Source organism: Caulobacter sp. GW821-FHT10A06, assembly GCF_059415805.1.
The window spans coordinates 137630-161259 of sequence record NZ_JBWKNY010000004.1; the positions used below are offsets into that span (position 1 = coordinate 137630).

The following is a 23630-nucleotide window of genomic DNA, read 5'->3' on the forward strand; positions in this document are numbered from 1 at the left end:
CGGACCTGGAGGGGATAGTCAAAGACATGCGTACCGCCGCCCTGATCGCCGCCGCCCTGTTGATAACGGCCTGCGGACAGTCGCCCATGGGCTCGGCCGAGGAAGCCCCGCCGCCGGCCGATGCGCCGATCACCGTCGGCCCGGACTATTCCGGCGACTTCGACGCGGTCGGGACCGAGCCGTTCTGGAACGTGAAGGTGCGCGCCGACGGCATGACCCTGTCCCGCCCCGACCATGCCGACGTCGTCACCGGCAATTCCGGCGTGCGCATCGACGGCGAGCAGGGCGTGTTCGACACCACCGCCGGCGAGACCCGGCTCGTGCTGCGCCTGACGCCGGGCGAGTGCTCGGACGGCATGTCCGACCGCCGCTACGGCTACCTGGCCGAGGTCTGGATCGACGGCGAGACCCTGAAGGGCTGCGCCTCGAAGACCCAGGACCTGGCGGCCCAGCCCAAGCCCTAGTCGCCCTTGGGTCCCAGATAGTCCGCACCATACACCGCTTCGCGGAAGTCGTGGTGCAGGGTGCCGTCGAAGGGGTAGGTCTGGACGAAGAACACCGCCGTCAGATGGTTGACCGGATCGACCCAGAACAGCGTCGTCTCGCGGCCGTCCCAGAAGAATTCGCCGATCGCGCCGCGATTTTCAGCGGCCGTCTTCGGCGCGCTCTTGCGGACCGCGAAGTCGAGACCGAAGCCGACCGTGCCCTTGCTGGGCAGCCAGAGGCGCTGGGTGACGCGGGGGTCCAGGTGGTCGGTGGCCATCAGGCGCGCGGTCGAGGGTTTCAGGACCCGCACCCCGTCCAGCTCGCCCTCGTTCAGCAGCATGCGCGAGAAGCGGAGGTAGTCGTCGATCGGCGCGACGATGCCGGCCCCGCCCATGGTCAGGCGACGGCTGGGGTCGAAATTGAGCCGGCGGGTCTCGGCGTCGGCCTGGCGGGCCAGCTTGCCGTCGGGGCCCTTGTTGTAGGTGGCGGCCAGGCGAGCGAAGGCGGCCTCGGGCTGGGTCCAGGCCGCTTCCTTCATGCCCAGCGGCTCGAGGATGTGGGCCTTCACATAGGCTTCGAACGGCTGGCCGGTGAGTTTCTCGACCAGCAGGGCCTGGACGTCGACGGCGGCGCTGTAGCTCCACTGCTCGCCCGGATCGAACAGCAGCGGCGCCTTGGCGATGCGATGGCCGAACTCGGTCAGGTCGTTGGCCTGGTTCATCGGATCCAGCGCCGTGAACGCCGCATCGGCCGGGGTGGCCGTCCCGCCGTACGAGAAGCCGGCCGTGTGGCGCAGGATGTCGCGGATCAGGATCGGGCGGGCCGCCGGACGAGTCTGGCCCCGGGCGTCCATCACCTTCATGTCGGCGAAGTCGGGCAAGTAGCGCGACAGCGGGTCGTCCAGGCCAAACTTCCCCTGCTCCCACAGCTGCATCAAAGCCACGCCCGTGACCGGCTTGGTCATCGAGAAGATCTGCACCAGGGTGTCGCGGCGCATCGGCTTACCACCCTCGCGGTCGGCCATGCCGGCGGTCCCGAAATAGCGCTCCTGGCCATCCTTCCAGACCACCGCCGAGACGCCGACGGCGCGGCCGCTGTCAACCATGGCCTTCAGGGCCGCGTCGATGCGTTTCTTGTCGATCTTGACCGGGGCGGGGGCCGAGGCGGCGGGCGTCGCACGCGCCAAGGCGGGGGCGGCCGGCACGGCCAACAGCGTCGCCGCGACGGCGGCGAGGATGATCTTCTTGGACACGGGAGGCTCCCCAACGCTTTTCTTATGACAGCGTTGGACTGTCGCCGAGGCTGAGCTTTTTGGCCAGGGCGTCGAGGTCGTAGACGGCTACTTCAGGCCCAGGCGCTGGCCGTCGTAACGCTCGCGCAGCGGCGCCCACCAGGCCTGGTTATCGAGGTACCACTGGATGGTCTTGCGCAGGCCGGTGTCGAAGGTCTCCTGCGCCTTCCAGCCCAGCTCGGTCTCCAGCTTGGTGGCGTCGATGGCGTAGCGGGCGTCGTGGCCCGGACGGTCGGTGACGAAGGTGATCAGATCGCGGCGGCTCTGGCCGGCGATCGGGCGCAGCTCATCCAGCACGTCGCAGATCGCCTCAACGACCTGCAAGTTGGTGCGCTCGTTGCGGCCGCCGACATTGTAGCTCTCGCCCGGGACGCCCCGGGTGGCGATCAGGTGCAGGGCGCGGGCGTGGTCCTCGACATGCAGCCAGTCGCGGACATTGTCGCCCTTGCCGTAGACCGGCAGCGGCTTGCCCTCGAGGGCATTGAGCGTGACCAGCGGGATCAGCTTCTCGGGGAAGTGATACGGGCCGTAGTTGTTCGAGCAGTTCGAGACCACCACCGGCAGACCGTAGGTGTGATGCCAGGCGCGGGCCAGGTGGTCGGACGAGGCCTTTGACGCCGAATAGGGCGAGCGGGGGTCGTAGGGCGTGGTTTCGCTGAACAGGCCTTCGGCGCCCAGGCTGCCAAATACCTCGTCGGTCGAGATGTGGTGGAAGCGGAAGGCGTCCTTCTCGGCGCCTTCCAGCGTGCGCCAGTGCTCCAGCGCCGCCTGCAGCATCACGTACGTGCCGACGATGTTGGTCTGCACAAAGTCGCCAGGACCGGTGATCGAGCGGTCGACATGGCTCTCGGCGGCCAGATGCATGACCACGTTGGGGCGGAAGGCCTTGATCGTCGCCGAGACGACCGCCGCGTCGGCGACATCGCCCTGCACGAACTGGTAATCGGCCTTGCCGTCCAGCATCGCCAGGCTGGCCGGCGAGGCGGCATAGGTCAGCTTGTCGAAATTGAGGATTGCGACGTCGTTCTGGCCGGCCAGATGGCGGCACACGGCCGAGCCGATGAAGCCCGACCCGCCGGTCACCATCACGCGGAGATTCTGCTGCGACATGCGCGGGTTAGCCTCGGGCTGAAACAGAGCCGGGTCCGTATCCAGTTTTTAGTGTACGCGCAACTTAGTCGGTGAAGACCACCGTCTTGCGGCCGTTCAGCAGCACGCGATCTTCCAAGCGGTAACGCAGGGCGCGGGCCAGGACGCGGCGCTCGATGTCACGGCCCTTGCGGACCAGATCCTCGGGCGTGTCGCGGTGGCTGATGCGCTCGACGTCCTGCTCGATGATCGGACCCTCGTCCAGGTCGCCGGTCACGTAGTGGGCCGAGGCGCCGATCAGCTTCACGCCGCGCGCATGGGCCTGGTGATAGGGCTTGGCGCCCTTGAAGCCCGGCAGGAACGAGTGGTGGATGTTGATGCAGCGACCCTGCAGCTTGGCCGACAGACCGTCCGACAGCACCTGCATGTAGCGGGCGAGGACGACGATGTCGGTCTTGGTCTCCTGGATCAGCTTCCAGAGATCGGCTTCCTGCTCGAATTTGGTCTCCTTGGTCACCGGCATGTGGTGGAAGGGCAGGCCCGAGAGGTCGATGTGTTCGTAGGTTTCGGCGGGATGGTTGGAGACCACGCCGGCGATGTCCATCGGCAGTTCGCCGATCCGCCAGCGATAGACCAGGTCGGCCAGGCAGTGGTCGAACTTGCTGGCCAGCAGCAGCACGCGATAGCGCTCGGCGCGGTCGCGCAGGGACCACTTCATCTTCAGCGGCTCGGCCAGGGCGCCGAACTCGCCGCGCACCGCTGACCGGTCGGCGCCGTCGGCATCGAACACCACGCGCATGAAGAACTGACCGGTCTCCTGGTCGTCGAACTGCTGGGCGTCCAGGATGTTGCAGCCGCGCTCGTAGAGGAAGGCGGACACCTTGGCGACGATGCCGCGCTGGTCGGGGCAGGAGAGGGTCAGGATCATGGTCCGCTCCCTCTAGAGAACTGTATCGCCGAAGAAAAGCGGCTGAACGCGTCAGGCGAGGCCGATTTTCCTCTGGCGTACGGAGTTTTCCTAAACCTGCGGCACGGCCATGCCCCGCTGGACGGCCGGACGGGCCTCGACGGCCATCAGCCAGTTCTCGACCGCCGGAACGCCGGGATCGCGACCCGGCTCGGCCTTGGCCAGGGCGCCCAGCACGGCCTTGGTCCAGCTGTAGCTGGCGATGTCGGCGATGGAATAGTGCTCGCCGGCGATCCACGGATGGTCGTTGAGCCGCCGATCGAGCACGCCCATGAGGCGCGAGACCTCCTCGCCGAAACGGTCGATGGCGGCGGGAACCTTCTCCTCTGCGCGCAGAGCGAAATAGCCGTATTGGCCGGCCATCGGTCCCAGGCCGCCGACCTGCCAGAAGGTCCATTCCAGGGCCGCCCAGCGCTCGGGACCGCTCGGGGCCAGCAGCTTGCCGGTCTTTTCGGCCAGATAGACCAGGATCGCGCCGCTTTCGAACACCTTCTGCGGGCCGCCGGGGGCGTCGTGATCGACGATGGCGGGGATCTTGTTGTTGGGCGAGATGGCCAGGAACTTCGGGTCGAACTGCTCGTCCTTGCCGATGTTCACCGGGTTGACCCGATAGGGCAGGCCGACCTCCTCCAGCATGATCGAGGCCTTGCGGCCGTTCGGCGTGGTCCAGGTGTAGAGATCGATCACGAGGCATCTCCCTGCATTCCGGGGTCAACAACGCGCGGGCGGGTAGATGGCGCCGCGCGAACGGGTCTAGGCTCTGATCATGGTTTCCTCTTCCGAAGTCTTGTCTGATCGCGCGATCGACATCCTGGCCAAGCTGGTGGCGTTCGACACCACCTCGCGCCGGTCGAACCTGGAATTGATCCAGTGGGTCGAGCAGTACCTGGCTCACCTGGACGTCCCGAGCCGCCGGGTGCCGAACGCCGACGGGACCAAGTCGAACCTGATGGCCACCATCGGCCCGGCGGTCGAGGGCGGGGTGGTGCTCTCCGGCCATACCGACGTCGTGCCGGTCGACGGCCAGCCGTGGTCCAGCGATCCGTGGGTGCTGACCGAGCGCGACGGGCGGCTCTATGGGCGCGGGACCTGCGACATGAAGGGCTTCCTGGCCTTGGCGCTGGCCGCCGCGCCGGACCTGGCCCAGGCGACCCTGTCACGGCCGGTGCACCTGGCCTTCTCCTACGATGAGGAAGTCGGCTGCCTCGGCGCGCCCGACATGATCGCGGTGATCGCCACCGAGGTCCCCCGCCCCGCCCTCGTCGTGGTCGGCGAACCCACCGACATGGTCGCCGTGCGTGGCCACAAGGGCATCGCCACCTTCACGGTCACGGTCACCGGCCGCGAGGCCCATTCCAGCCTGACCCACCTGGGCGTCTCGGCCAACACCATGGCGATCAAGCTTATGGCGATGCTGGTCGAACTGTCGGAAAAGCTGGAGCGCGAGGCCGATCCGAACTCGCCGTTCATGCCAAAGGGCGCGACCCTGACCGTCGGCATGGTCCATGGCGGCACGGCCGGCAACATCCTGGCCCGTGAGTGCAAGTTCCTGTTCGATCTGCGCACGCCGGGCAAGATGGATCCGATGGCTCTGCTGGCCGATTTCTTCGCCGCCTGCGAGGCCATGGACGCCGAAATCAAGGCCAAGGCCCCCGAAGGCGGCGTCAAGGTCGAGCGTCGCTCGCTGACCCCGGCCTTCGCGCCCGAGGAAGACGGCGTCGCCGAGGCCTTCGCCCGCAAGCTGGCCGGCGACAACGGCCCGGCCCGCGTGGTGCCCTATGCCGCCGAGGCCGGGCAGTTCCAGGGCGCGGGCTTCTCGACCGTGATCTGCGGTCCCGGCTCGATCGACCAGGCCCACCAGCCCGACGAGTTTGTCGAGATCAGCCAGATGCAGCGCGGCGCGGCCTTCATGCGCCGGCTGATCGAGGACCTTTCCAGCGCCGGATGATGAAACGGCGGCCGATGAACGCCGTCGGATCGAACGACATCACCCGCAGGATCGCGCCCGGCGAGGCCTTGCGCTTGGCCTGGATCGTACGGCGGTCGGCCATGACCTGATCCAGGTCCTCGCGCTTCAGCGCCGCCTTGATGCCCCGGATCGCCGGTTCGACGTCGCCGCGCCGCCAGTGCAGCAGCAGCAGGCCCGACGTCACGGCCACGTGCAGCGGCAGGGTCACCGGGAACAGCCAGCCCGGCGTGTTCTTCAGGAAGGTCCAGACCCGGTTGCGCGAACCGTGGAAGATCGCGAAGTCCGATCGCACGCCGGTGCTGGCCGAGCCCACGTGGGCGACCTTGGCCTTCGGGAGAAGCAGGGTCGGATAGTCGTAGAGGCGCAGGCGGTAGCCCAGGTCGACGTCCTCGCAGTAGCAGAAATAACGCTCGTCGAAGCCGCCGACCTCCAGGAACAGGTCGCGGTCGATCAGCATGGCCGCGCCACAGGCCGAGAACACCTCACCCTCGGGTAGGACCGCCGGTTCCTTGCGGCCATACCCGCCTCGGAACGGTATGCCCGCGCTGGTGACATTGTCGCCGGCCCCGTCCAGCAGGCCCGGTCGATCGGCCGACAGCTGCAGGGAGGCGAAGCTCTTCACGGTCGGATGGCGCTCCACACCGGCCATCAGTTCGGCCAGCCACTCGGGCTCGGCATAGGCGTCGGGGTTCAGCAAAACCAGCCAGCGGCCCTTGGCGCGCCGGGCCGCGAAGTTATTGCCGGCCGCGAAGCCCAGGTTGGCCCCAGCCTCGACGAAATCGACCCACGGATGGGCCTTGGCCGCCGCCTGCGGCGCGCCGTCGGTTGAGGCGTTGTCGATCAGGATGGTCTCGAAGTCGCGGAAGGTCTGGGCGGCCAGCCGCTCCAGGCACGGCGCCAGGGTCGGGCCGCTCTGGTAGGAGACGATGATCACGCTCACCGACGGGCTCTTGTTTTCAGTCGTCTCAGCCGGCATCGGTGGCGAAATTCGTTTCTCTAGGTACGCGTCATGAAGATCACGCCGCTGGCGATCCCCGAAGTGCTGCTTATCACGCCCGCGCGCCATGGCGATGAGCGGGGGTGGTTTTCCGAGACCTTCCGCCAGGCGGCGCTGGAGGAGGCTGGATTTAAGGCCGCTTTCGTCCAGGACAACCACGTGCGCTCGACGACGCGCGGCATCCAGCGCGGCCTGCACTACCAAAAGCCGCCCCATGCCCAGGACAAGCTGCTGCGCTGCGTGGTCGGCGCAATCTTCGACGTGGCGGTCGACATCCGCAAAGGCTCGCCGACCTATGGCCAATGGGTCGGGGCCGAGCTGTCGGCCGAAAATCGCCAGCAGCTGCTGGTGCCCAAGGGCTTCGCCCACGGCTACGTCACCCTGACCGACGCCTGCGAAGTGCTCTACAAGGTCACCGACTACTACGCCCCGGCCGCCGAGGGCGCGGTGCGCTGGAGCGATCCGGCGGTCGGCATCGACTGGCCGATCCCGGTCGCCGAGATCACCGCCAACGACCGCGACAACGCCGCCCCGCTGCTGAGCGAGATCGAAACGCCCTTCGTCTACGAGGCCTGAGCATGAGCTTCACCGACTTCTTCTGGACCTCACACGAAGGCCTGCCGCTGCATGCGCGGGACTACACGCCCGTCGGCGATAGCCAGAAGCTGCCGGTGATCTGCATTCACGGCCTGACCCGCAACGCCCGCGACTTCGAGGACCTGGCGCCGCGCATCGCCGCCACGGGCCGTCGTGTCTTGGCCGTCGACGTGCGGGGCCGGGGCCTGTCGGCGCGGGATCCGAACCCGATGAACTACCATCCGGGGACCTATGCCGCCGACATCGTCTCGCTGCTGCAGGCGGCCGGGATCGAGAAGGCGGTATTTGTCGGCACCAGCATGGGCGGGCTGATCACCATGGTGCTGACCTCGATCCTGCCCCAGGCGATCGCGGCGGTCGTGCTCAACGATGTCGGCCCCGAGCTGTCGCCCGTCGGCCTGGCCCGCATCGCCGGCTATACCGGTATGGCCAGCCGGTTCGAGACCTGGGACGCGGCTGTCGCCTACGCCAAGGCGATCAACGAAGCGGCCTTCCCCGCCTACACGGCCGAGGACTGGGACGTCTTCGCCCGCCGCCTGTTCGACGAGCAGGACGGCGCGTACGTCCTGGCCTACGACCCGGACATCGCCGCGCCGATCAAGGCCGCCACGGAAGCCGCCGCCAAATCCCAGGCCGAAGGCGGCGCGGCCCTGGCGCCGCCGGACATGTATCCGCTGTTCCGGGCCCTGGCGAAGGACCGCCCGCTGCTGCTGGTGCGTGGCGGGATCTCCGACCTGATCGACCCCGCCATCGCCGAACGCATGAAGGCCGCCGCGCCCCACATGGCCTATGCCGAGGTCCCCGGCGTCGGCCATGCGCCGATGCTGACGGAGCCTGAGGCCTGGGCCGCGATAGAAAACCTGCTGGAGACCGCGCCCTAAAGGGGTGTGCCCGGACGGCTTGGCCGTGTTAGAGCCCCGGCAGTTCTCGTGCTGGAGCGCCTATGACCCTCGACCTCGCCGCCATCCAAGCCGCCGCCGGCCGCCTGAAGGGTCAGATCGAGCGCACGCCGTGCCGCCACTCCAAGACGCTGTCGAAGATCACCGGCGCCGAAGTCTGGGTGAAGTTCGAGAACCTGCAATTCACCGCCGCCTACAAGGAGCGCGGCGCGCTGAACAAGCTGATGCTGCTTTCGGAGGCCGAGAAGGCCAAGGGCGTCATTGCCGCCAGCGCCGGCAACCACGCCCAGGGCCTGGCCTATCACGGCGCCCGCCTGGGCGTGCCCGTGACCATCGTCATGCCCAAGACCACGCCGTTCGTGAAGGTGCAGCACACCCGCGACTTCGGGGCCAACGTGGTCATCGAGGGCGAGACCTATGACGACGCCAACGCCCATGCCCGCAAGCTGCGCGAAGAGCAGGGCCTGACCTTCGTCCACCCGTTCGACGACTACGACATCATGGCCGGCCAGGGCACGATCGCCCTGGAAATGCTGGAAGACGTGCCGGACCTGGAGGTCCTGCCCGTACCGATCGGCGGCGGCGGCCTGATCAGCGGCGTGGCCACGGCGGCCAAGGCCCTGAAGAACGACATCCACATCATCGGCTGCGAGCCGGCGATGTATCCGTCGTTCACGGCCAAGATGCGCGGCGTCGCGGCCCATTGCGGCGGCCAGACCATCGCCGAAGGCGTGGCGGTCAAGCAGGTCGGCGAGCTGACCTACAGCGTCGTCCGTCCGCTGATCGACGACGTGCTGCTGCTGGAAGAGCCCTATATCGAGCAGGCCGTGGCCCTGTACTGCAATGTCGAGAAGACCATCGCCGAAGGGGCCGGCGCGGCCTCGCTGGCGGCGCTGCTGGCCTATCCGGAACGCTTCCGGGGCAAGAAGTGTGGCCTGATCCTGTGCGGCGGCAATATCGACACCCGCCTCTTGGCCTCGGTGCTGACCCGCGAACTGGTCCGCGCCCAGCGCCTGGTGTCCCTGCGCATCATCGGCGACGACCGTCCGGGCCTGCTGTCGACCGTGGCCAGCGTGATCGGGACCATGGGCGCCAACATCATCGAAGTGAACCACAACCGCCTGGCCCTGGACGTGCCGGCCAAGGGCGCGGAGTTCGACATCACCATCGAGACCCGCGACGCCCAGCACACCCAGGATGTCATGAACGCCCTGCGCGACAAGGGTTACCCGCCGCGGGTGGTCTAGGCCCTACTGCTTCGGCTTGCCCGGCGCGATGCGGTTCACGTCCAGCAGCTCGATACGGAAGATCATCACGCTGTTGGCCGGGATCGGGCCCTTGTCCTGCGCGCCATAGCCCAGGGCCGGCGGCACGTAGAGGATCCACTCGTCGCCCGCCTTCATGCGTTGCAGGGCGATGACCCAGGCCGGCACCAGGCCGTCCAGCGGGAACACCGCCGGCACGCCGCGCTCGTAGCTGCTATCGAAGATCGTGCCGTCGATCAGCTTGCCTTCGTAGTGGACCTTGACCTCGTCGGCCTTGTTCGGGTGCAGGCCGCCCTGCGGGCCTTCGCGCACGACCTTGTATTGCAGGCCCTGCGGCAGGGTGACGACGCCCGGTTCCTTGGCGTTCTTGGCCATGAAGGCGTCGGCGATCGAGAGGTTCTCCTGGGCCTTCTTGCTGGGACCGCACGCGGCCAGGGTCAGGCCGGCGGCGGCCAGGGTGAGAAGCAGGGCGCGACGATGCATGAAGAACCTCGAACAATCAGGCCGTTCAGCTAGCACGAAGAGCCCGGGATTCCATCTCCGGATGAACACCGACGGGCTGATGCATACTTTTCACGGAACAGTGGTGGCTTTCGTCGACAAGCTTTTCTAGAAACAGCGTCCCAATATTCAGACGAGCTGCTCATGAAACCCGTCCGTAAAGCCGTCCTTCCCGTCGCCGGTCTGGGCACCCGCGTGCTGCCGGGCACCAAGACGACCCCGAAGGAGCTGCTGAACGTCGTCGATCGGCCGATCCTGTCGTACATCGTCGAAGAAGGCCGCAAGGCCGGCATCGAGCACTTCGTCTTCGTCACCGGTCGCAGCAAGGGCGCGATCGAGGACTATTTCGACCACCAGGTCGAGCTGGAAGCCCAGCTGGAAGCCAAGGGCAAGCTCGATATCCTCAAGCAACTGCGCGACGAGCTGCCCAAGCCGGGCGAGATGAGCTTCGTGCGCCAGATGGCCCCGCTGGGCCTGGGCCACGCGGTGTGGTGCGCCCGCGACATCATCGGCGACGAGCCGTTCGCGGTCATGCTGCCCGACGTCATCGTCGACGCTGATCCCTCGGCGCTGGGCCAACTGATCGAGGTCTATGACAAGGTCGGCGGCGGCAATGTCATCGGCGTCGAGGAAGTGCCCGCCAGCGAGACCCACAAGTACGGCATCGTCGCCCCGGGCGAAGTGAACGGCCGCCTGGCCACCATGACCGGCATGGTCGAGAAGCCCGCCCAGGGTACGGCCCCCTCGAACTGGTCGATCGCCGGCCGCTATATCCTGCAACCCGAGATCTTCGACCTGCTGGCCGAGCAGGAAAAGGGCGCGGGCAACGAGATCCAGCTGACGGACTCGATGGCCAAGCTGATGAAGGTCCAGGACTTCCACGCCTATGTCTATGAAGGCGTCACCCACGACTGCGGCGACAAGATCGGCCTGCTGAAGGCCAATGTCGCCCTGGCCCTGAAGCGCGCCGACCTGGGCGCCGCGGCCCGCGTGGCCGTGGAAGCGGCTCTGAAGGCCTAACTAGGCCCACTCGGCCAGAACTTCGGGATCGTCCTCGGCGCGCTTCAGCGCCGAGGCGTCTCCGAGCAGTCGCCGCGCGGCCCAGACCGCCGCGCCGCGCACCACCGGCGCGGGGTCGGCGAGCAACGGCTCGACCACCGCCATCAGGCTCGCATCGCCGCTGTTGCCGATCGCGTAGAGCACGTTGCGGACAAAGCGATCCCGGCCAATGCGCTTGATCGGGTTCTTCGAGAACAACGCCCGAAATTCGGTGTCGTCCAGCACCGCCAGCTCGGCCAGAGACGGCTGCTTCAGCGCCTCGCGGGCCTGGAGTTTGGCTTCGCTGGAGAGCGACGCGAACTTGTTCCACGGGCAGATCGCCAGGCAGTCGTCACAGCCATAGATCCGGTTGCCCATCGGCTCGCGAAACTCCGCCGGGATCGGGCCGGCCAGCTCGATGGTCAGGTAAGAGATGCACCGCCGCGCATCCAGCTGGCGCGGGGCCGGGAAGGCGTTAGTCGGGCAGATGTCGAGACAGGCGCTGCATCGGCCGCAGTGGTCGACCTCGGCCTCGTCCGGCGGCAGGTCCAGCGTCGTCAGCACGCTGCCCAGGAACAGCCATGAGCCGAACTGGCGCGAGACCAGGTTGGTGTGCTTGCCCTGCCAGCCCAGGCCCGCGCGCTGGGCCAGCGGCTTTTCCATCAGCGGCGCGGTGTCGACGAAGACCTTCACGTCCTTGCCGAACCGGCGATGCATCCAGCCGGCCAGCACCTTCAGGCGCTTCTTGATGACGTCGTGATAGTCGTCGCCCTGGGCGTAGACCGAGATGGCCGCATCACTCGTAGATTTGAGCTGCTCCAGCGGATCGATGTCGGGGCCGTAGTTGACCCCCAGCACCACCGCCGACTTGGCCTCGGTCCACATGGCCGTGGGGTGCGAGCGCCGCTCCAGCGTCTCTTCCATCCAGCCCATGTCGCCGTGACGCTCGGCCTCGACAAAGGCCTTCAGCCACTCGCCGTTCGGCCAGGCCGCCGCCGCATCGGCGAAGCCACAGGTCGAGAACCCCAGGCTCAGGGCCTCGGCGCGGATCTCGTCCTTGATCGCTTCGGAAGAGAGGTCAGAAATCGAGGTCGTCATAATGCGCGGCCGGCGCGAGGCCGGGCCAGCGGTCGGCCAGGATCGGACGGAAGGCCGGCCTCGACTTCAGCTTCATGTACCAGGTCTTGGCCGCCTGGAAGTCCTTCCACGGCACGTCGCCGAAATAGTCGATCACCGACAGATGGGCGGCGGCGGCGAAGTCGGCCAGGCTCATGCGGCGACCGGCCAGCCAGTCGCGGGTCTGCAGCAGGCCATCGATGTAGCCCAGGTGATGGCGCAGCGCCTCGCGGCCCTGGCGCAAGGCGGCCAGGTCCGGCGCGCCCATCCGCAGCAGGCGCTTCTCCATCTTCTCGTGCAGGAGGAAGCCGTTGACCTCGTTGTCGAACTTGCGGTCGAACCACTGCAGCAGGCGGCGGGCCTCGGCCCGTTCGCCGGCGTCGCGGCCCAGCAGCGCCGGCTCGCTTTCGGTCTCTTCGATGTGCTCGAGAATGGCCCGCGTCTCGCAGACCACCAGGTTGCGCTGGTTGCGGGTCTCGACCAGCACCGGCGGCAGGCCCGACGGGTTCAGCGAGGTGAACTCGGGCGGCATCTCCCAGTAACGAACCTGGATCTCGACGAACGGCAGCCGCTTCTCGCCCAGCGCCAGACGCACTTGTCGCGAGGCGGGGTCCAGGGGGAAGTGGTGGAGGGTGCGTTCGACGCTCATGCCCAGGTGCGCTCAGGCTGCATCGAAAGAGCGATGCGCCGCTTTGCTTAACAAGAGGTTGCCGAACGGGGTTTACCCAAGAAAAGCAGGCCTTTGTGCGGCGCTTTGACTCAAGTTAGCTGTTCATTCTCGCAATCAGGTTGGTGGTGCTCTGGCCCTGCTTGAGTTCGGCCAACACGACCTTGCCGCCATAGCCGAGCACGACATCCGAGCCGACGACGGTCTCGACCGTGTAGTCGGCGCCCTTGACCAGCACGTCGGGGCGGAAGGCCTTGATCAGCTCCAGCGGGGTGTCCTCGCCGAACAGCACCACGAGGTCGACCGACGACAGCGAGGCCAGCACCGTGGCGCGCCCCGTCTCCTTCTGCACCGGCCGGGTCGGGCCCTTCAGCTTGGAGACCGAGGCGTCGGTGTTGAGGCCGACGATCAGCCGGTCGCAGGCGGCCTTGGCCTGGCTGAGCAGCGAGACGTGGCCGGGGTGCAGAAGGTCGAAGCAGCCGTTGGTGAAGCCGACCTTCAGGCCCCGCGCCCGCCAGCCCTCGACGATCTGCCGCGCCTGGTCGCGGTCGGCGATCTTGATCTCACCGGGCTCGCCCAGGGCCGAGGCGGCGACGGCGGTCAGCTCCGCGGCGGTGACGACGTCCGTGCCCAGCTTGGCGACCACCAGGCCGCCGGCCAGGTTGGCCAGGTGCGCGGCGTCGGGGAGGCTCGCGCCGGCCGCCACGGCCAGGGCCAGGGTCGCGGCCACGGTGTCGCCGGCGCCGGAGACGTCGAACACCTCGATGGCGGTGGCCGGCAGATGCACCGGAGCCTCGCCGCGCACGGAGAGCGTCATACCCGCGCCGCCGCGGGTGATCAGGGCCGCTTCCAGCCCCGGCGCCATGGCCAGGATCGCCGCGCCGGCGTCTTCGGAAGCCTCGTCGGAATTGTCGGTGATGCCCGTGGCCTCGGCGGCCTCCTTGCGGTTGGGCTTGATCAGGGTCGCGCCGTCATAGCGGGCGAAGTCGCGGCTCTTGGGGTCGACGATCACCGGCTTGCCGGCGGCGCGGGCCGCGTCGATCGCCCCGCGCACGACCTCGGCGGTCAGCACGCCCTTGGCATAGTCGGACAGCACCACGACGTCGGCGGCGGCCAGGCGGGCCTTGAAGGCGGCCAGCAGGGTGGCAGCGTCGCCAGGACCGCGGTCCTCGCGGTCGACGCGCAGCATCTGGTGCGAGCCGGAGATGTAGCGAACCTTCTCAGTCGTACGGCGCTTGGGATCGGCGACCAGCTCGGCCTCCAGACCGGGCTCGGCGTCGATCATGCCGCGCAGGGCCGCGCCGGCGTCGTCCTGGCCGACCAGGCCGATCAGCACTGCCTTGGCGCCCAGCGCGGCGACATTGCGCGCGACATTGCCCGCCCCACCCAGCATGGCGGTTTCCTTCTCGACCGCGATCACCGGCACCGGCGCCTCGGGCGAGATGCGGTCAACCGCGCCATAAATGAAGCGGTCCAGCATCACGTCGCCAAGGACCAGCACGGTCTTGCCGGAAAAGGCGCGGGGGAGATGGGAGAGAGCGTCGTTCATGCGGTTCCGTACTCTCACACGCTCGGAGAACTCAACCCTCGACGGGTTGGGCGAAGAGGCCGCCGTGCGGCTCGGCCTTACCGCGCGGATCCGGGTGGATCAGGATATCGGCCGCCGGGAAGGCCTCCAGCAGGCGGTTCTCGGCCTCGACCATGATGGTGTGGGCGTCGGCCAGGGAGATGTCGGCGGCCAGATCGGCGTGCATCTGCATGTGGACATAGGGTCCCGAAGCGCGGGTGCGCAGCTGGTGGACGCCCAGGATGCGCGGGTCGGCGGTGGCCAGGGCCAGGATCCTGGCGCGGTCCTCCTCGGGCAGTTCGGTGTCCATCAACTGGCCCGAGGCCTCGCGGAACACGCCGATCGCGCCCCAGATCAGCCACAGCGCCACGACCAGGCCCGCCGCCGCATCGACCCACGACAGGCCCAGCCACGAGGCCGCCGCGACGCCCACCAGGGCCACGGCGTTCGAGCCCAGGTCGGCGGCGTAGTGGGCGCGATCGCCGGCGATGGCGATCGAGCCGCTGGCCTTCAGCACGCGCGTCTGGGCGGTGATCAAACCCAGGGTCAGGACGATCGAGATGATCATCACGATCACCCCGGCCAGGCCGTGTTCGACCGGACGCGGATGGAGGAAGGCGTTGAAGGCCTCGCGCCCGATCAGCGCGCCAGATGCGAAGACCAGGCCGCCCTGCACCAGGCTGGAGAAGGCCTCGGCCTTGCCATGGCCGAAGCGGTGCTCGGCATCCGGCGGGGCGGCGGCGTAGCGGACCGCGAACAGGGTGACCAGCGAGGCCACCAGGTCCAGCGCCGAGTCCGACAACGAGGCCAGGATCGCCACGCTGTCGCTGGCCCGCCAGGCGATCGCCTTGACGATGATCAGGACGGTCGCCGTCGCCACGGACAGCAGGGCGACATTGCGGGTGGCCTTGGGATCGGCGGCGGCGGACAGGGACATGAGCCCTATCTACCGCAACCGATGCGGAAACCTAAGCCGCCGCACGCACCTCTGGCCCGACATAGACCGACTGCGGCCGGATCAGCCGTCCGCCGGCCAGTTGCTCGCGGGCGTGGGCCAGCCACCCGGACACGCGCCCCATGGCGAACACGCAGGTGAAGCTGGCCGGCGGCAGGCCCAGGGCCTCGAGCAACAGCGCCGTGTAGAACTCGACATTGGTGTCCAGTGGTCGGTCAGGCTTGTGCTCGCGCAGGATCTCCAGCGCCGCCTGCTCGACGGCCTCGGCGAAGGCGACGCGGCCGGGCAGGCTGGGCGAGGCGTCGGCCAGCTTGCGCACGGCCGCTTTCAGGGCGTCGGCGCGGGGGTCGCGGACCCGGTAGATGCGGTGGCCGAACCCCATCAGCCGATCGCCGCGCGCCAGGGCCTTCTCCAGCCAGGGGCGAGCGTTCTCCGGCGTGCCGATCTCGTCCAGCATCTCGATCACCGGGCCTGGCGCACCGCCGTGCAGCGGACCCTTCAGCGCCGACAGCCCGGCCAGCACCGCCGAGGTCAGGCCCGCGCGGGTGGAAGCCACCACGCGGGCGGCGAAGGTCGAGGCGTTGAGGCCGTGGTCGCAGACCGTGACCAGATAGGCGTCCAGCGCGGCGGCCTCGGCGTCGGTGGCGGGCGCGCCGCGCGTCATGCGCAGGATGTCGGCGGCGTGCGACAGGGCTGGATCGGGCGCGACCGGGCTCTCGCCCTTGGCCACGCGCAGCACGGCGGGCGTGAAGACTGCCGGGGCGGCGATCAGCAGCAGCGCGGTCTTCAGGTCGTCGCCGTCGGGCAGGCGGGCCAGCAGGGCGCGCATGGACTCGACCGGATCGCGACGGGCCAGGCCCTCGTCCAGGGCGGCGACCTCGGCGAAGGCGCGGACGCGGGCCTCGCCCAGGGCCGGCGCCAGGTCGGACGGCGCATCCTCGAAGAAGCCGTCGAACAGCAAGTGCGCGGCCTCCTCGTAGCGGGTGCGGCCCGACAGATCCTCGACGGCGTAACCCCGGATCACCAGGCGGCCCTTGGCCCCGTCGACATCGGACAGAACGGTGCGGGCGGCGATGACGCCCTCAAGACCATCAGACATGTGCGGTCTCCTTTCGTGTCGATGAAAAGCGCCCGCGAGACTTGATCGTCAATCTTGATCAATATAATCAATCTATATGGCGGATTGGCTGGACGCGGATCAGGTTCTGGAGCGGCTGGGGATCCGGCCGCAGACCCTCTACGCCTATGTCAGTCGGGGCCGGATCGAGGCCGCCGCCCATCCTCACGACCCGCGCCGGAGCCTCTATCGCGCCTCGGACGTCGCCGCCCTGGCGCAGAAGAAGGCGCGCGGCCGCCGCGCCGCCGACGTCGCCGCCGAAGCCATCGCCTGGGGCGAACCCGTTCTGCCCTCGGCGATCACCACCGTCGCTGGAGGCCGCCTCTGGTACCGAGGCCGCGACGCCGTCGAACTGGCAGAGCAGGGCCTGACGCTGGAGAATGTCGGCCGGCTGCTGCGCGGCGGCCATGGCGCGGCGCTGAAGTCGTCGCGTCGGCCCGAGCCGCCAGTCGCCGACAGTGCGCGAGGTCGGCTGTTCCTCACCCTCGCCGCCCGCGCCGGTCGCGAACCGCCCGCTCGAGGCCGTGCGCCCCTCGCGCTCGCCATGGAAGCCGCCGACCTGCTGGAAGCCGTGGTCGACGCCGCCACCGGCCAGACCGGCGAAGGATCAGCCCACGCCCGCTTCGCCGCCGCCTGGGGCCTAGACGCGGCCGGCGCCGATCTGGTCCGCCGCACCCTGGTGCTGCTGGCCGACCACGAGCTGAACGCCTCGACCTTCGCGGCGCGGGTGGCAGCCTCAACGGGAGCGTCGCTGTCGGCCGCCTGTCTGGCGGGACTCTCGGCGCTGTCGGGACCCCTGCACGGCGGCATGGCCGCGCGGGTCGAGGCCTTCGTCGAGGAAGCCGAACGCCGCGACGCCAACCATGCGGTGACGGCGCGGCTGGCCCGAGGCGCGTCGATGCCCGGCTTCGACCATCCGCTCTATCCTGACGGCGATCCTCGTGCGGCGGCGCTGCTGGCGGCCTTCGAGGCCCCGCCCCTGCTGGCCGATCTGCGCACCGTGACCGAAGCCGCCACCGGCCTCGCGCCCAATATCGATTTCGCCCTGGTGACCCTGGCGCGCACCCTGAAACTGCCGCCGGACGCGCCGTTCATCCTGTTCGCGACGGCGAGGAGCGCTGGCTGGGCGGCGCACGCGATCGAGCAACTGCAAACGGGGCGGCTGATCCGCCCCAGAGCGCGATACGTCGGCGTCGCGCCGGAAGGCTACTCGCCCTCTTCCTCGTCGTAGCCGACCAGCCGCAGCGCCCGCGCCGGCAAGCCTTCTAGCTCACACCAGCGTTCGAGCGCCTCTTCGCGACCGTGGGTAATCCAGACCTCGCCCGGCCGTAGCTCGCTCAAGGTCGACGTCAGCTCGTCCCAGTCGGCATGGTCGGAGAGGATCAGCGGCAGCTCCACGCCCCGCTGCCTCGCGCGCGCCCGCACCCGCATCCAGCCCGAGGCGAAGCAGTCCACCGGGTCCGGAAACCGCCGCGACCAGCGGTCGGCCACGGCGCTAGGCGGCGCGATGATGATCTGGCCCGCGAAGGCGTCCTTCGGGCCCGTCGACGTCGCCGGCGCCAGCGGGCCGAGCTCGACGCCGTGCGCCTCGTACAAGGCGTTCAGCTTCTCCAGCGCCCCATGCACGAAGATCGGCTTGTCCCAGCCACCCTCGCGCAGCAGCTTGATCACCCGCTGCGCCTTGCCCAGGGCATAGGCGCCGACGATGTGGCAGCGCTCGGGAAACTGCTCGACCGAGGCCAGCAGGCTCCTGATCTCGCCCGCATCATCGGGATGGCGGAAGACCGGCAGGCCGAAGGTCGCCTCGGTGATGAAGACGTCGCACGGGACGGGCTCGAACCGGGCGCAGGTCGGATCGCGGCGGCGCTTGTAGTCGCCGGACACCACCATGGTCAGGCCCTTCCAGCGCACTACCGCCTGGGCCGAGCCCAGCACGTGGCCGGCCGGGACCAGGGTCACCTCGACGCCGTTGTGGGTGATGGTCTCGCCGTAGGGGACCGCCTGGCGGCGCTCAGTGAAGTCATCGCCGTAGCGGGTCGCCATGATCGCCAGGGTCTCGGGCGTGGCGGCCACCGTCCCATGGCCGGCGCGGGCGTGGTCGGCGTGGCCATGGGTGATCACCGCCCGGTCCACGGGGCGGACAGGGTCGATATAGAAGTCTCCCGGCGGGCAGTAGAGGCCGCCTGGTCGGGGACAGAGAAGGTCTTCGGGCTTGATCACGGCTGGATATGACAACGCGGAAGACGCTAAGCCTATCCTCATGAGCGACAACGAACAGAGCCGCATGATCGCCACGGCGATGAACGAGGGCAGCCCCCAGGCCAAGGCCTTGGGCTTCACGACCCTGGAGATCGGCGACAGCGTCGCGATCCTGAAGGTGCCTTACCGGCCCGAGATCATCGGCGATCCCGAGACCGGGGTCATCGCCGGCGGGGTGGTCACCACCCTGCTGGATCATGCCAGCGGCCAGGCCGTGCACGCCTCGATGGAGACCTGGACCTCGATCGCCACCCTCGACCTGCGCATCGACTATATGCGCGCGGCCGAGCCGGGCCTGGACGTGCTGGCCCGCGCCCACTGCTACAAGCTGACCCGCTCGATCGCCTTCGTCCGCGCCGTGGCTTACGACCGCGATCCGGAGGATCCCGTGGCCACAGCCCAGGCGACCTTCATGCTGGATAGCAGCGCCGGCAAGAAACCCGGCGCCAACCTCAAGCCGCCGCGCGAGACGCGGGCCAAGACCGGGAGCACCGGCCAATGAGCGACGCCGACACCCGCCTGATCTCGATGCTGGACTCGATCCCCTACGCCCGCTTCCTGGGCATCAAGGCCGAGCTGGCCGGGGACGAGATGACCGCCATCCTGCCCTTCGCCCAGCACATCGTCGGCAATCCGATGCTGCCCGCCATCCACGGCGGCGTGTTGGGGGCCTTCATGGAGATGACGGCCCTGGCCCAACTGTCGGTGGCCGCGCCGATGAAGCGCCAGCCGCGCACTATCGACGTCTCGATCGAGTATCTGCGCTCGGGCCGGCCACTGACCACCTATGCCCGCGCCAGCATCAAGAAGCTGGGCCGCCGGATCGCCAACGTCCATGTCGAGGCCTGGCAGGAGACACGTTCCGCCCCCATCGCGACGATGCGGGGGTTGTTTCTCGTCGCGCCCAGTGAGGATTAACGCTCCGGGGCCGGAATAATCGTCTCAAAGGATAAAGTTTCCCAGGAAACTAAATTCAGCGACGACATTAATCCTCTGTAATGCCGATTAGGTGCGACAAAGTTTCTTAAATCGGCGTCATGAAGCATGAGTAACGTGCATTAACCGGAGTCGACGCCTATATCCCTGATCACCGGACGCCAACGGGCGCCGGACAACAAAAACAGGGATCAAGACCATGACCATGAAGACCAACGCCGTCGCCGGCCTCGCCTCGCTCGTTCTCGCGGTTCTGCCGCTCGTCGTTATCGCCGGTTCGCTCGTCACGAGCTTCTAAGTGATCGCCGCGTAAACTCCGTCGGGCCGCTCATCCGAGCCGCCTCGACGGAGATGGCCACAGAACTACCGAGAATACAGAGACTTGGCTGTCCGATGCAGGATGGCGTGGCGAGCAGCCAAGCGGTCGATATCCGCGTCGTAGCCGCCACCGATGACCCCGACCACGGGGATCTCAAGAGAAAGACAAGCGCCCAGGACATAGGCCTCTCGTCGCGCCAGACCGTCATCGGTCAGCGACAGACGGCCCAGCTTGTCGTCCGCGTGCGGATCCACTCCCGCATTGAAGAAGACGATGTCAGGCCGGACGCTGCTAAACAGCGCCGGCAGGATCGCTTCCAGCTTTTCCAGATAAGCCGCATCACCGGTCCCGTCGGCTAGCTCGACGTCCAGATCGCTGACCGCCTTGCGATGCGGGAAGTTCTTCTCGGCATGCATCGACAGCGTGAAGACGCTGGAATCGTCCTCGAAGATCCGCGCCGTGCCGTCGCCCTGATGGACGTCCAGATCGACGACCAGGGCCTGCCCGATAAGCCCCTCCGCCAGCAGCCGACGCGCCGCCACCGCCACATCGTTGAACACGCAGAACCCCGCGCCGCTTTCCGCCGAGGCGTGATGGCTGCCGCCCGCCGTATTGCAGGCGACGCCATGCTCCAGCGCCAGCCGCGCCGCCAACAGGGTGCCGCCGGTGGCCGCCCTCGCCCGGGTCGCGACACTGTCGGTATTGGGCATGCCAATGCGCCGGACCACGTCGGCGGGCAAAGAGAGCTCGATCACGCCCCGGACATAGTCTTCCGTATGCGCCAGCCGCAGGGTCTCGACATCAATGAATTCAGGCCTGTGAAAGCCGTCCGAACCCGGAACGCCTTCGGCCTCCAGCACGCTGGCCAGGCGCGAGAACTTGTCCATCGGAAAGCGATGCCCCGCCGGCATCTCGGCGCGGAAGGCGGGGTGATGGATCACGGGCGGGCTGCGGCGCATCGTCCCACGATGGGGACCCGGTTCGCCTGACGCAAGGTGACGTCTTGCGATGCAGCAAAACGAGGCTTATCGCACTGCGCCATGCAGACGACCGAGACCCTGTCCGACATCCTCGACCTCGAACCGATCGAGGTGAACCTGTTCCGAGGCGTCAGCCCGAACGACGGCTTCCCGCGCATCTTCGGCGGGCTGGTGATCGCCCAAGCCCTGCTGGCGGCCTACAAGACCGTGCCGGACCGGGTCTGCCACTCGCTGCACGCCTATTTCATCCGGCCCGGCGACGTGAACGCCCCCGTGCTCTACGAGGTCGAGCGGGCCCGCGACGGCGGCACCTTCACCACCCGTCGGGTGGCCGCCATTCAGCATGGCGAGCAGATCTTCAACCTGGCCGCCTCGTTCCAGACGCCGGAAGACGGCTTCGAGCACCAGTTCGAGCGGCCCGACGCACCTGATCCCGACAGCCTGCCGACCGAGGCCGAGTTCCTCAAAAGCCTGGGCGACCAGATCCATCCCAAGATCATCGCCCTGGCCGAGCGTCCGCGCCCCGTCGACACCCGCTGGGTCGACATGCAAAACCCGATGGCCCCGGTGAAGAAGTCCGGCACCAAGCAGGTGTGGATGCGCGCCAAGGCCCCGCTGGGCGATGACATCCGCATGCAGCAGGCCGCCCTGGCCTATGCGTCGGACATGGCCTTCATGGAAAGCGCTCTGCGGCCGCACGGCCTGATCTGGACCACGCCTGGCCTGCAGGCCGCCAGCCTGGACCACGCCATGTGGTTCCACCATCCGTTCGACTTCAACGACTGGACCCTGTTCGCCCAGGACAGCCCCAGCGCCTCGCAGGGTCGCGGCCTGGTGCGCGGTCAGATGTACGGCAAGGACGGCCGACTGGTGGCCTCGGTGGCGCAGGAATGCCTGATGCGGGTGCGGAAGTAGTCTAAAGCTTCTGGTCCGCCGTCAGCGTCGTCGCCGGATCGGCGATGGCGTCGGCGCGCTCCTTTTCCGACTTCGGGGTCGAGACCAGCGGCTTGGCGACGGCCAGCGCGCGGCGGTAGGCCTCGGTCAGGGCCGCGTCGGTCTCGACGTCGGGCTTCACACCCACGCCGTCCCAGCCCTTGCCGGTCAGCGGATGCTCGGTCCAGCCGTTGGGCACGAAGGCGACGAGGCCAAAGCCCAGGCCCGGTGTCGGGCGGTTGGCCGGATTGCCGCCGCCGCGGGTCTTGGTCCCGATCAGCATGCCGCGCTTATTGGCCTGGATGTCGTAGGCGAAGGCCTCGGCGGCCGAGAAGGTGCGGTTGGCGGTCAGCACGAACACCGGCTTGTCGGCATAGAGCGGCCCCGAGGCCGGGACGGTGACCTGGCGCTGCTCGACCGTCTCGCCGCCGTTCGGCTGGCGCCAGTGGATACGGGTCATGACCAGCGGCGTCTTCGACAGATGCCCCAGCAGACGGGCGTCGGACGCTCCGCCGCCGCCGGTGTTCTCGCGCAGGTCGATGATCAGGGCGTCGGTATGCTGCAGCAGGCCCATGGCGGCGTCGATCAGGTCGGCGCCGGCCTGCGTCTGCTCGAAGTAGCGTAGCTTCAGATAGCCGATATTGGCCGGCAGCCGCCGGGCCGCCATCAGGCCGTAGGCCAGGCGCTGGTCGATCAGGGCCTGGTCGGCGTCGCTGACGCTGGCGACGCCGGCGTTGGCCGTCGTCACCGAGACCTTCAGGTGCTGGTCGCCCGAGGTCTTCAAGGTGATGGCGCTGAGCGCCTCGGCCAGGGCCTGGCGGTCGTGGATCTTGCTCAGCTGGCCGCGCTGGGCCTTCAGCGCCACGCGCACCGCTTGAGCCTTGGCGGTGTCGAAATAGTCGCCCATCTGGCCGACCAGCGTGTCGACCACCTGGCCGGCCTGCTTGGCGGTCAGTTCCTCGGCGGCGAAGGCCGGCGAGGCCAGGCACAGGGCCAGGGCGGCGGTGGTGAGCAGGCGGCGCATGCGAGATCCCCTTCGAAGTCGCGGGCAGATCGCATCGGGCCGGCGCGGACGCCAGTTAAGCTTGCGTCATGACCTGTTTGTCATCGACGAGCCCGATCTGCGCGACGCCGGCGGCGACCAGGCCGCGCAGCAACGAGGCGGCCTGCATGCCGACGGTCAGCTCACCCGCCAAGGCCATGCGCAGCGCCTCGGCGGCGGAGACCCAGACCGTCTCCAACCGCTCGTGCGGATCGTCCTTGGGCTCGGCCACCTTCACCACGTCGCGGGCCAGGATGATGTGGATGCGATTGGTGTGCGTGCCGGCATTGGGCCGGGTTTCGCCCAGCAGGGTCAGGGCCCCCGCGCAGCCGGCCTCTTCCAGCAATTCGCGCCGCGCGGCCTCGACCGGATCGGTCTCGCCCTCGTCCATGCCGCCGGCCGGCAGCTCGGTGGAGATGTCGCCCAGCGCGTGGCGGTATTGCTTGATCAGCAGGACATTGTTGTCGGCGTCCAGGGCGACCAGCTCGACCCAGTCGCGATATTCCAGGACGTAGTAGGGCGCGACCACCGCGCCCTCTTCGGTTACGCAGTCGTCGGCGCGCAGGTGGATCCAGCGGTCCTGGTGAACGATGCGCGAGGCGGTGATCCGCCATTTTCCGTCCGACATCGTTGAACGCTC

The 23630-nt window shown here is 68.3% G+C and carries 26 protein-coding genes; 11 read left to right on the forward strand and 15 right to left on the reverse strand.

The window, feature by feature from the left end:
- Positions 1 to 26: 26 nt before the first annotated feature.
- Positions 27 to 464: a COG3650 family protein gene (locus AC07NF_RS12040; RefSeq protein ID WP_494626134.1), complete on the forward strand. Its 438-nt coding sequence runs from the start codon at positions 27 to 29 to the stop codon at positions 462 to 464.
- Here the strand turns inward: AC07NF_RS12040 and AC07NF_RS12045 are convergent.
- From AC07NF_RS12045 to AC07NF_RS12060, 4 genes are all read right to left on the reverse strand, one after another.
- Entirely contained in the window at positions 461 to 1738 is a 1278-nt protein-coding gene (locus AC07NF_RS12045; protein ID WP_494626136.1) for a serine hydrolase domain-containing protein, read from the reverse strand. The two genes, AC07NF_RS12040 and AC07NF_RS12045, sit on opposite strands and share 4 nt — an antisense overlap.
- Positions 1739 to 1825: 87 nt before the next feature.
- Positions 1826 to 2887, reverse strand: a complete 1062-nt coding sequence (rfbB, locus tag AC07NF_RS12050; protein WP_494626138.1) for a dTDP-glucose 4,6-dehydratase — start codon at positions 2885 to 2887, stop codon at positions 1826 to 1828.
- Between the two features lie 64 nt (positions 2888 to 2951).
- Positions 2952 to 3794: a formyltetrahydrofolate deformylase gene (purU, locus tag AC07NF_RS12055; RefSeq protein ID WP_494626140.1), complete on the reverse strand. Its 843-nt coding sequence runs from the start codon at positions 3792 to 3794 to the stop codon at positions 2952 to 2954.
- A 90-nt stretch (positions 3795 to 3884) separates the two neighbouring features.
- Complete coding sequence (locus AC07NF_RS12060; protein ID WP_494626142.1) at positions 3885 to 4520, reverse strand: glutathione S-transferase N-terminal domain-containing protein; 636 nt, start codon at positions 4518 to 4520, stop codon at positions 3885 to 3887.
- A 79-nt stretch (positions 4521 to 4599) separates the two neighbouring features.
- Here AC07NF_RS12060 and argE point away from each other — a divergent pair, with 79 nt between their 5' ends.
- Positions 4600 to 5781, forward strand: coding sequence for an acetylornithine deacetylase (gene argE / locus AC07NF_RS12065; RefSeq protein ID WP_494626144.1), 1182 nt, complete (start codon positions 4600 to 4602; stop codon positions 5779 to 5781).
- On the opposite strand, the gene AC07NF_RS12070 is transcribed toward argE, so the two are convergent.
- Positions 5741 to 6778 (reverse strand): glycosyltransferase family 2 protein, encoded by a 1038-nt coding sequence (locus tag AC07NF_RS12070; protein ID WP_494626146.1) that lies wholly within the window; start codon positions 6776 to 6778, stop codon positions 5741 to 5743. The two genes, argE and AC07NF_RS12070, sit on opposite strands and share 41 nt — an antisense overlap.
- A 33-nt stretch (positions 6779 to 6811) precedes the next feature.
- Between AC07NF_RS12070 and rfbC the strand changes: the two genes are divergently transcribed.
- From rfbC to AC07NF_RS12085, 3 genes are all read left to right on the forward strand, one after another.
- The gene (gene rfbC / locus AC07NF_RS12075) at positions 6812 to 7375 is read left to right on the forward strand and encodes a dTDP-4-dehydrorhamnose 3,5-epimerase (RefSeq protein ID WP_494626149.1); all 564 of its coding nucleotides are present in this window, start codon (positions 6812 to 6814) and stop codon (positions 7373 to 7375) included.
- Between the two features lie 2 nt (positions 7376 to 7377).
- On the forward strand, positions 7378 to 8277 hold the full coding sequence (locus AC07NF_RS12080) for an alpha/beta fold hydrolase (protein ID WP_494626151.1): 900 nt from the start codon (positions 7378 to 7380) through the stop codon (positions 8275 to 8277).
- Between the two features lie 62 nt (positions 8278 to 8339).
- On the forward strand, positions 8340 to 9542 hold the full coding sequence (locus AC07NF_RS12085) for a threonine ammonia-lyase (RefSeq protein WP_492816329.1): 1203 nt from the start codon (positions 8340 to 8342) through the stop codon (positions 9540 to 9542).
- Positions 9543 to 9545: 3 nt separating this feature from the next.
- Here the strand turns inward: AC07NF_RS12085 and bamJ are convergent, their stop codons facing one another.
- The gene (gene bamJ, locus AC07NF_RS12090) at positions 9546 to 10043 is read right to left on the reverse strand and encodes a BamJ family beta-barrel-assembly machinery protein (protein WP_494626153.1); all 498 of its coding nucleotides are present in this window, start codon (positions 10041 to 10043) and stop codon (positions 9546 to 9548) included.
- A 162-nt stretch (positions 10044 to 10205) separates the two neighbouring features.
- Here bamJ and AC07NF_RS12095 point away from each other — a divergent pair, with 162 nt between their 5' ends.
- Positions 10206 to 11081: a UTP--glucose-1-phosphate uridylyltransferase gene (locus tag AC07NF_RS12095; protein WP_494626155.1), complete on the forward strand. Its 876-nt coding sequence runs from the start codon at positions 10206 to 10208 to the stop codon at positions 11079 to 11081.
- Here AC07NF_RS12095 and queG read toward each other — a convergent pair whose 3' ends face one another.
- From queG to AC07NF_RS12120, 5 genes are all read right to left on the reverse strand, one after another.
- The gene (queG, locus tag AC07NF_RS12100) at positions 11082 to 12197 is read right to left on the reverse strand and encodes a tRNA epoxyqueuosine(34) reductase QueG (RefSeq protein ID WP_494626157.1); all 1116 of its coding nucleotides are present in this window, start codon (positions 12195 to 12197) and stop codon (positions 11082 to 11084) included.
- Positions 12178 to 12864: an FtsZ-binding protein FzlA gene (fzlA, locus tag AC07NF_RS12105; protein ID WP_492816321.1), complete on the reverse strand. Its 687-nt coding sequence runs from the start codon at positions 12862 to 12864 to the stop codon at positions 12178 to 12180. Before fzlA ends, queG begins: the two co-directional genes overlap by 20 nt.
- Positions 12865 to 12979: 115 nt before the next feature.
- Complete coding sequence (gene rfaE1, locus AC07NF_RS12110; RefSeq protein WP_494626160.1) at positions 12980 to 14431, reverse strand: D-glycero-beta-D-manno-heptose-7-phosphate kinase; 1452 nt, start codon at positions 14429 to 14431, stop codon at positions 12980 to 12982.
- A 31-nt stretch (positions 14432 to 14462) separates the two neighbouring features.
- Positions 14463 to 15386 (reverse strand): cation diffusion facilitator family transporter, encoded by a 924-nt coding sequence (locus AC07NF_RS12115; RefSeq protein ID WP_494626162.1) that lies wholly within the window; start codon positions 15384 to 15386, stop codon positions 14463 to 14465.
- Positions 15387 to 15417: 31 nt separating this feature from the next.
- Positions 15418 to 16503 (reverse strand): citrate synthase/methylcitrate synthase, encoded by a 1086-nt coding sequence (locus tag AC07NF_RS12120; protein ID WP_494626164.1) that lies wholly within the window; start codon positions 16501 to 16503, stop codon positions 15418 to 15420.
- A gap of 76 nt (positions 16504 to 16579) precedes the next feature.
- Here AC07NF_RS12120 and AC07NF_RS12125 point away from each other — a divergent pair, with 76 nt between their 5' ends.
- Complete coding sequence (locus tag AC07NF_RS12125; RefSeq protein ID WP_494626166.1) at positions 16580 to 17752, forward strand: citrate/2-methylcitrate synthase; 1173 nt, start codon at positions 16580 to 16582, stop codon at positions 17750 to 17752.
- On the opposite strand, the gene AC07NF_RS12130 is transcribed toward AC07NF_RS12125, so the two are convergent.
- Complete coding sequence (locus AC07NF_RS12130) at positions 17728 to 18756, reverse strand: ligase-associated DNA damage response exonuclease (protein WP_494626168.1); 1029 nt, start codon at positions 18754 to 18756, stop codon at positions 17728 to 17730. The genes AC07NF_RS12125 and AC07NF_RS12130 overlap by 25 nt on opposite strands.
- A 25-nt stretch (positions 18757 to 18781) precedes the next feature.
- On the opposite strand from AC07NF_RS12130, the gene AC07NF_RS12135 reads away from it, so the two are divergent.
- From AC07NF_RS12135 to AC07NF_RS12145, 3 genes are all read left to right on the forward strand, one after another.
- A complete protein-coding gene (locus AC07NF_RS12135; RefSeq protein ID WP_492816309.1) occupies positions 18782 to 19282 on the forward strand; it encodes a PaaI family thioesterase in 501 nt (166 codons plus the stop codon).
- Positions 19279 to 19698, forward strand: a complete 420-nt coding sequence (locus AC07NF_RS12140) for a PaaI family thioesterase (RefSeq protein ID WP_454718472.1) — start codon at positions 19279 to 19281, stop codon at positions 19696 to 19698. Before AC07NF_RS12135 ends, AC07NF_RS12140 begins: the two co-directional genes overlap by 4 nt.
- A 217-nt stretch (positions 19699 to 19915) precedes the next feature.
- Positions 19916 to 20014, forward strand: coding sequence for a hypothetical protein (locus AC07NF_RS12145; protein WP_295110033.1), 99 nt, complete (start codon positions 19916 to 19918; stop codon positions 20012 to 20014).
- A 65-nt stretch (positions 20015 to 20079) separates the two neighbouring features.
- Here AC07NF_RS12145 and AC07NF_RS12150 read toward each other — a convergent pair whose 3' ends face one another.
- Positions 20080 to 20994: a histone deacetylase family protein gene (locus AC07NF_RS12150; protein ID WP_494626171.1), complete on the reverse strand. Its 915-nt coding sequence runs from the start codon at positions 20992 to 20994 to the stop codon at positions 20080 to 20082.
- 81 nt (positions 20995 to 21075) lie between these two features.
- Here AC07NF_RS12150 and AC07NF_RS12155 point away from each other — a divergent pair, with 81 nt between their 5' ends.
- Positions 21076 to 21930 carry an acyl-CoA thioesterase gene (locus tag AC07NF_RS12155; protein ID WP_494626173.1) on the forward strand — a complete coding sequence of 285 codons (855 nt, stop codon included), beginning with the start codon at positions 21076 to 21078 and terminating at the stop codon, positions 21928 to 21930.
- Position 21931: 1 nt separating this feature from the next.
- Here the strand turns inward: AC07NF_RS12155 and AC07NF_RS12160 are convergent, their stop codons facing one another.
- On the reverse strand, positions 21932 to 22972 hold the full coding sequence (locus AC07NF_RS12160; RefSeq protein ID WP_494626175.1) for a S41 family peptidase: 1041 nt from the start codon (positions 22970 to 22972) through the stop codon (positions 21932 to 21934).
- Between the two features lie 55 nt (positions 22973 to 23027).
- Positions 23028 to 23618: an NUDIX hydrolase gene (locus tag AC07NF_RS12165; protein ID WP_494626177.1), complete on the reverse strand. Its 591-nt coding sequence runs from the start codon at positions 23616 to 23618 to the stop codon at positions 23028 to 23030.
- Positions 23619 to 23630 lie beyond the last annotated feature (12 nt).

Bases quoted from the DNA above. Each gene is read 5' to 3' on its own strand.
- fzlA (WP_492816321.1), bottom strand. From the start codon at position 12,864: ATGAGCGTCGAACGCACCCTCCACCACTTCCCCCTGGACCCCGCCTCG.
- AC07NF_RS12140 (WP_454718472.1), top strand. From the start codon at position 19,279: ATGAGCGACGCCGACACCCGCCTGATCTCGATGCTGGACTCGATCCCC.
- AC07NF_RS12080 (WP_494626151.1), top strand. From the start codon at position 7,378: ATGAGCTTCACCGACTTCTTCTGGACCTCACACGAAGGCCTGCCGCTG.
- AC07NF_RS12150 (WP_494626171.1), bottom strand. From the start codon at position 20,994: ATGCGCCGCAGCCCGCCCGTGATCCATCACCCCGCCTTCCGCGCCGAG.
- AC07NF_RS12070 (WP_494626146.1), bottom strand. From the start codon at position 6,778: ATGCCGGCTGAGACGACTGAAAACAAGAGCCCGTCGGTGAGCGTGATC.
- AC07NF_RS12145 (WP_295110033.1), top strand. From the start codon at position 19,916: ATGACCATGAAGACCAACGCCGTCGCCGGCCTCGCCTCGCTCGTTCTC.
- AC07NF_RS12135 (WP_492816309.1), top strand. From the start codon at position 18,782: ATGAGCGACAACGAACAGAGCCGCATGATCGCCACGGCGATGAACGAG.
- AC07NF_RS12115 (WP_494626162.1), bottom strand. From the start codon at position 15,386: ATGTCCCTGTCCGCCGCCGCCGATCCCAAGGCCACCCGCAATGTCGCC.
- AC07NF_RS12040 (WP_494626134.1), top strand. From the start codon at position 27: ATGCGTACCGCCGCCCTGATCGCCGCCGCCCTGTTGATAACGGCCTGC.
- purU (WP_494626140.1), bottom strand. From the start codon at position 3,794: ATGATCCTGACCCTCTCCTGCCCCGACCAGCGCGGCATCGTCGCCAAG.
- AC07NF_RS12085 (WP_492816329.1), top strand. From the start codon at position 8,340: ATGACCCTCGACCTCGCCGCCATCCAAGCCGCCGCCGGCCGCCTGAAG.
- AC07NF_RS12160 (WP_494626175.1), bottom strand. From the start codon at position 22,972: ATGCGCCGCCTGCTCACCACCGCCGCCCTGGCCCTGTGCCTGGCCTCG.
- AC07NF_RS12125 (WP_494626166.1), top strand. From the start codon at position 16,580: ATGGCGGATTGGCTGGACGCGGATCAGGTTCTGGAGCGGCTGGGGATC.
- AC07NF_RS12165 (WP_494626177.1), bottom strand. From the start codon at position 23,618: ATGTCGGACGGAAAATGGCGGATCACCGCCTCGCGCATCGTTCACCAG.
- rfaE1 (WP_494626160.1), bottom strand. From the start codon at position 14,431: ATGAACGACGCTCTCTCCCATCTCCCCCGCGCCTTTTCCGGCAAGACC.
- AC07NF_RS12095 (WP_494626155.1), top strand. From the start codon at position 10,206: ATGAAACCCGTCCGTAAAGCCGTCCTTCCCGTCGCCGGTCTGGGCACC.
- bamJ (WP_494626153.1), bottom strand. From the start codon at position 10,043: ATGCATCGTCGCGCCCTGCTTCTCACCCTGGCCGCCGCCGGCCTGACC.
- argE (WP_494626144.1), top strand. From the start codon at position 4,600: ATGGTTTCCTCTTCCGAAGTCTTGTCTGATCGCGCGATCGACATCCTG.
- AC07NF_RS12120 (WP_494626164.1), bottom strand. From the start codon at position 16,503: ATGTCTGATGGTCTTGAGGGCGTCATCGCCGCCCGCACCGTTCTGTCC.
- rfbB (WP_494626138.1), bottom strand. From the start codon at position 2,887: ATGTCGCAGCAGAATCTCCGCGTGATGGTGACCGGCGGGTCGGGCTTC.
- queG (WP_494626157.1), bottom strand. From the start codon at position 12,197: ATGACGACCTCGATTTCTGACCTCTCTTCCGAAGCGATCAAGGACGAG.
- AC07NF_RS12155 (WP_494626173.1), top strand. From the start codon at position 21,076: ATGCAGACGACCGAGACCCTGTCCGACATCCTCGACCTCGAACCGATC.
- rfbC (WP_494626149.1), top strand. From the start codon at position 6,812: ATGAAGATCACGCCGCTGGCGATCCCCGAAGTGCTGCTTATCACGCCC.